This window comes from Bradyrhizobium sp., from assembly GCF_017881085.1.
GTDB lineage: Bacteria > Pseudomonadota > Alphaproteobacteria > Rhizobiales > Xanthobacteraceae > Bradyrhizobium.
The window spans coordinates 1-5,811 of record NZ_JADGRI010000328.1; the positions used below are offsets into that span (position 1 = coordinate 1).

Here is a 5,811-nt window from a genome sequence, read left to right on the forward strand (position 1 = left end):
ATGGCATATCCGTATACTGGCGCGCGTAATCGTTGAAATATTTGGTCTGACGATCGACGTGGAATTCCTTCAGGATCACATGGCCCATCGCCATCGCCAAAGCGGCGTCGGTGCCCTGCTTCGGCGATACCCAGAGATCGGCGAATTTCGAGGCTTCCGAATAGTCCGGACAGATCACGACGCTCTTGGCGCCCTTGTAGCGAACCTCGGTATAGAAATGCGCATCGGGCGTTCGGGTCTGCGGGACGTTCGATCCCCACAGAATGAGAAAGCCGGAATTGTACCAGTCGGCGCTTTCCGGCACGTCGGTCTGCTCGCCCCAGGTCTGCGGCGAAGCCGGCGGCAGGTCGCAGTACCAGTCGTAGAACGACATGCAGACGCCGCCGAGCAGCGACAGATAGCGGGCGCCCGCAGCATAGCTCACCATCGACATCGCCGGAATCGGCGAGAAGCCGAACACGCGGTCGGGGCCGTAGGTCTTGGCGGTGTAGGCGTTTGCCGAGGCGACGATCTCGTTGACCTCGGCCCAGTCGGCGCGAACGAAACCGCCGAGGCCGCGCTTCTGCACGTAAGCCGCGCGCTTCTTGGGATCCTCGACGATCGACTTCCACGCCGCCACCGGCGTCATCAGCACCCTCGCCTCGCGCCACAACTTCAACAGCCGCGAGCGCACCAGCGGGTATTTCACCCGGTTGCCGGAATAGAGGTACCAGCTATAGCTGGCGCCGCGCGCGCAGCCGCGCGGTTCGTGATTGGGCAGGTCCGGCCGCGTGCGCGGATAGTCGGTCTGCTGGGTTTCCCAGGTGACGATGCCGCCCTTGACGTAGACCTTCCACGAGCAGGAGCCCGTACAGTTCACGCCATGCGTCGACCGCACGATCTTGTCGTGCTGCCAGCGCTTCCGGTAACCGTCCTCCCAGGAACGGTCCTCGGTCGTCATCACGCCGTGGCCGTCGGCGAACTCCGCCTTGGCGCGGGTGAAGAACGACAGCCTGTCCAGGAAATGGCTCATCCTTGGTCTCCTTATTCGGCGGGCTGCGCAGCGGGCGAAATCCGGCCACCGCGTTCGATGTCGTGAAGCAGGCCACCCTTGCGGGTGTAGACGGTCCAGGTGACCACGATGCAGATCACGTAGAAGATGAAGAATCCCCACAGCGCCGCCTGCACCCCGCCGGTGAGATCGATCGACGTTCCGTAGGATTTCGGAATGAAGAACGCGCCGAAGGCGGCGATCGCCGAGGTGAAGCCGGTGATCGCGGCCGATTCCTTTTCGGCCTGCCGCTGCCGGGTGACGGCATCGGCTGACGGCATCAGCCGGTCCATTTCCTTGCGCATGATATTGGGGATCATCTGGAAGGTGGAGGCGTTGCCGACACCGGTCGCGAAGAACAGCACCAGGAACATGGCGAAGAAGCCCCAGAACGCGCCCGGCTGGTCCTTGATGCCGAGGAAGTAGAGAATCCCGAGCACGCCGATCATCATCAGGCCGAACACCCACAACGTGACGCGCCCGCCGCCCCATCTGTCGGCGACCCAGCCGGTGGCCGAACGCGACAGCGCGCCGACCAGAGGTCCAATGAAGACGAATTGCAGCGCGTCCACGGTCGGAAACTGGGTCTTCGCCAGCAGCGGGAAGCCCGCGGAGTAGCCGATGAACGAGCCGAAGGTGCCGGTGTAGAGCCAGCACATGATCCAGTTGTGCTTGCGCTGGAAGATCACCGCCTGATCCGAGAACGATGCCTTTGCGGAAGCGATGTCGTTCATGCCGAACCATGCCGCGAAGGCGCTGGCCGCGATGAACGGCACCCAGATGAAGCCTGCGTTCTGCAGCCACAGCGGCGCAGCTTGGGTTCCGCTCGCAACCATCGCCGGATCGCCGCCGAACCAGCCGAATACCCCGGCCGTGATCACGATCGGGACGACGAACTGCACCACGCTGACCCCGAGATTGCCGAGGCCGGCGTTGAGCGCGAGCGCGTTGCCCTTCTCCGCGCGCGGGAAGAAGAAGGAGATGTTGGCCATCGAGGAGGCAAAGTTGCCGCCGCCGAACCCGCACAATAGCGCCAGCGCCAGGAACACCGGATACGGCGTCGATGGCGTCTGCACGGCATAACCGATGCCGATTGCCGGGATCATCAGCGACCAGGTCGCGAGCGTGGTCCACAGCCGTCCGCCGAAGATCGGCACCATGAAGGAATAGAAGATGCGCAACACCGCGCCGGAGATGCCGGGCAATGCCGCCAGCCAGAACAGCTCGGCCGTGGTAAATTTGAAGCCCACCGTCGGCAGTTTCGCCACCACGACCGACCAGACCTGCCAGATCGCGAACGACAGCAGCAGCGCCGGAATCGATATCCAGAGATTGCGCCGCGCGATGGCGCGCCCCGAGGTTTCCCAAAAGGTCTTGTCCTCGGGACGCCAGTCGGTCAGCACCGCACCGGACAGCGCGCCGACGTGCTCGGGCTTGTGAATCTCCTCCATTTCCGGGAGTTCAGGCAGTTTCTTCAGCGCTTCGCCGACGGCCCCGCGCTCCATCTGACGGATCGCAACGTGCATCCAGATCAGCGCGCCGGACACCAGCAGGAACAGCAGCATGAAGCAGCTGGTCCAAAGGCCGGTGAGATCGACCAGCCCACCGAACGCGATCGGCAGCACAAAGCCGCCGAGGCCGCCGATCATGCCGACCATCCCGCCAACGGCGCCGACATTGTTCGGGTAATACACCGGGATGTGCTTGAAGACCGCGGCCTTGCCCAGCGCCATGAAGAAGCCGAGCACGAACACCGTCACCGTGAACGGCACGAGGCCCATTTCCAGGTGGAAGCCGACGGTACCGCTGACCGTCTTCACCAGATAATCGGTGGGCGGATAAGCCAGCACGAAGGTGCAGACGACCGCGACCAGGAACGTCCAGTACAATACGCGACGGGCGCCATAGCGGTCCGAGAGATGGCCGCCATAGGCCCGGAACACGCTGGCGGGGAACGAGAACATTGCGGCGGTCATGCCGGCGGTCTCGATATCGACGCCGTAGACCTTGATGAGATATTGCGGCAGCCACAGCGCCAGTGCGACGAAGGCGCCGAACACGAAGAAGTAGTACAGCGCGAAGCGCCATACCTGGACGTTCTTCAGGGGCGCAAGCTCGAGCCAAGCGCTGCCCGGCTTCTGGTCTCGCTCGCGACGCGCGCGAACCACCGGATCTTCCTCGGAGAAAATCCAGAAGATTATTCCCATCAGGCCGATGACGAGTGCCCAGACCTGGGCGACCGTCTGCCAGCCATAGGCAACCAGCACGAACGGTGCGAGGAATTTGGTTACGGCAGCGCCGACGTTACCGGCGCCGAAAATGCCAAGGGCGGTGCCTTGCTTGCCTGCGGAATAGAAGCGCGAGACGTAGGCGATGCCGACCGCGAACGAGCCGCCGGCGATGCCGACAAAGAGTGCCGCCACCAGGAATTCCGGATAAGTATGCGCCCAGGTCAGCAGGTAAGTGGCGACCGCCGCGGCGAGCATGACGACGGTGTAGACCCGTCGTCCGCCATACTGGTCGGTCCAGATGCCGAGTACCAGGCGGATAAGCGAACCGCTGAGGATGGGGGTACCGATCAACAGGCCGAACTGGGTATCGTTCAGCCCGAGCTCTTGTTTGATCCGAATTCCGATGATCGAAAAGATCGTCCAGACCGCAAAGCAGATCGTGAAGGAAATGGTCGAAAGCCAGAGTGCCCGGCCTGGATGTACGGTGCCTGAGTCTGCGGTGACCATGAGAATCCCCCTAAGAGAGCGCTTCGGGGGCAGAGATGACGAAATTCGAGGGAGCTGATTTGTGCTGGATCAAACGGCGCGCCGGGAACCGCGTATTATATGAATTATTGCGGTGCAAATTGATCGGTAGCGCGTCACTGATTGACGTTTGTCACAAATGCGTTTGATAAATATCAAATACGCTGCGCTGGACACTGGAAATCAGGAGCGAATCTGTTGCGCCCTCACGAACTGACCCAGTTGACGGCTCTGCCGCTGTTTTCCGAAATGGAGGAGGAAAGTCTCGCAAGCTTGCTCGACGCGGCGTTGCTGCAGCAATTCCCAACCGGCGTCATTCTCATCCGTGAGGGCGATCACGCCGACTTCCTGCATGTCCTGGTCGAAGGCCTGGTCGAAATCTTTACCGAACAGAACGGCGTGGAATGGGGGATCTCCCTGGTCAACCCGGTTTCGACCTTCATCCTTGCCGCGGTGGTCAGCGACCAACCCTATCTGAACTCCGCCCGCACGTTGGCCAATTCACGCATTCTGCTGATTCCGGCGCAACGCGTGCGCGCGATATTCGATCGGGACGTCGCGTTCGCACGCATCGTAGCGCGGGAACTTGCGCTCGCCTATCGCTCGTCGGTCAAGAAGCTGAAAGGCTACATGGCCCGGTCTAGCGTCGAGCGCCTTGCCAACTGGATCCTGGCCGAGGCGCGCAAGGATGCCGCCCAGGGAAACATCGTGGTCCCCTTTGATCGCGGCACGCTGGCTTCCCATATCGGCACCACCCGGGAAAACCTGTCCCGCAGCCTCGCGCTGCTGACGGACCATGGGGTGCGCATCCGGGGCCGGGAAATTGTCATCGACGCCAAGGACCAACTCGAAGCGTTCGCGCGCCCGCAACGGTTCATCGACGACCCGACGTCGTAAAGGAGCGCGCCGTCAAGCGACTTGGCGCTGCAGCAGTATCGGACCATAGGTCATCGCTAATCCGACGAAGGCCAGAATCCAGACTCTCAACTCACGCCCTCGCGGTCGCGAAATGCTGCTTGCATGCGAACGACCGCTTTGCGCGGCGGACTCAATTGGTCAGCGCAAGTCACCTGACGCTGAAATTCCAGGTGCGCCGCTCGATGCTGCAGCCGTCCGTCGACTGAATGCGCACGGTGGTTCGCGACGGCGTCGGCGCCCTCGATCTTGAGCTTCTTAAGAACGATCTCGAAAATATCCGGTGCCGGTTTCGACTCTTCTACGTCGTCGGAAGATGTTTTCAGATCCACAAGGTCGGTGATGCGGGCGATGTCGAGGTACTTGTCGACTTCATCCTTCTTGGCCGAGGAAGCAACGGCGATCTGAAGTCCAGCGTTGCGCACACGTCGCAGCAGGTCCGAAACCGCGGAGAAGGGACGCACAAGCGGCAGATACTCGGTCTTGAAACGATTGCCGCGCCAATGCGTCAGGTTCTTGTTTCGCTCGACGCTGGCAACGGAGATGCATCTTTTGACGCACGCGTAACAGGTTCAAAGATTCCTGATGCATCTCCGTCAGATCTCAGAAGCCCTGTTGCACATTCGTCAGGATAGAGAATGTTGATCCGCCGGCGGCAGGCGCGAGTGTGAGTTTGAAGGGGCAAATTTGGGTTTTTGCCCCTCAGTCAGTCTCAAGCATTTCGTGCGCGGTCTGTGCCGTCTGAGGGCAAAATCGAAAAATGCCCCTCGGACGGCACAACCTGTTGCGCGTGCGTCAGGATGTAATTTCTATCCGCCCTGCCTGAACTTATCGATAAAAGTGCGAACGGATGCCTGGCTGCCGAGATCAAGCGGCAGGACCGCTACGTTACACAAGCTGCGTGCCACTCCGACCGGCGGCCTAGGCTCCGGCCTCCATTAGTTCATCCAGGCTCGTTGTATCCCGCGCCAAGCGCCAGTGAGGCTTACATAACATCGCCATTGCCACCGGGTAAGCAAAGAACCAGGGTGGGCGCCACTGGAGTCACTCTTGGCTGGACACGCTTGGGGGGCATTGCGTCCAGCTTTTCTCCCAAAATAGATACGGTCG

At 61.4% G+C, this 5,811-nt stretch carries 4 protein-coding genes; 1 reads left to right on the forward strand and 3 read right to left on the reverse strand.

Going from position 1 to position 5,811, the window contains the following annotated elements; genetic code table 11:
• On the reverse strand, nucleotides 1-1,012 hold a 1,012-nt coding region (locus tag QZ213_RS23505), incomplete at its 3' end, for a molybdopterin-dependent oxidoreductase (RefSeq protein ID WP_291688476.1).
• A gap of 11 nt (nucleotides 1,013-1,023) precedes the next feature.
• On the reverse strand, nucleotides 1,024-3,768 hold the full coding sequence (locus tag QZ213_RS23510; protein ID WP_291688477.1) for an MFS transporter: 2,745 nt from the start codon (nucleotides 3,766-3,768) through the stop codon (nucleotides 1,024-1,026).
• A gap of 216 nt (nucleotides 3,769-3,984) precedes the next feature.
• Here QZ213_RS23510 and QZ213_RS23515 point away from each other — a divergent pair, with 216 nt between their 5' ends.
• Nucleotides 3,985-4,683 carry a cyclic nucleotide-binding domain-containing protein gene (locus QZ213_RS23515; RefSeq protein ID WP_291688478.1) on the forward strand — a complete coding sequence of 233 codons (699 nt, stop codon included), beginning with the start codon at nucleotides 3,985-3,987 and terminating at the stop codon, nucleotides 4,681-4,683.
• Nucleotides 4,684-4,769: 86 nt separating this feature from the next.
• Here QZ213_RS23515 and QZ213_RS23520 read toward each other — a convergent pair whose 3' ends face one another.
• On the reverse strand, nucleotides 4,770-5,246 hold the full coding sequence (locus QZ213_RS23520) for an HAD hydrolase-like protein (protein WP_365885148.1): 477 nt from the start codon (nucleotides 5,244-5,246) through the stop codon (nucleotides 4,770-4,772).
• Between the last annotated feature and the right edge of the window lie 565 nt (nucleotides 5,247-5,811).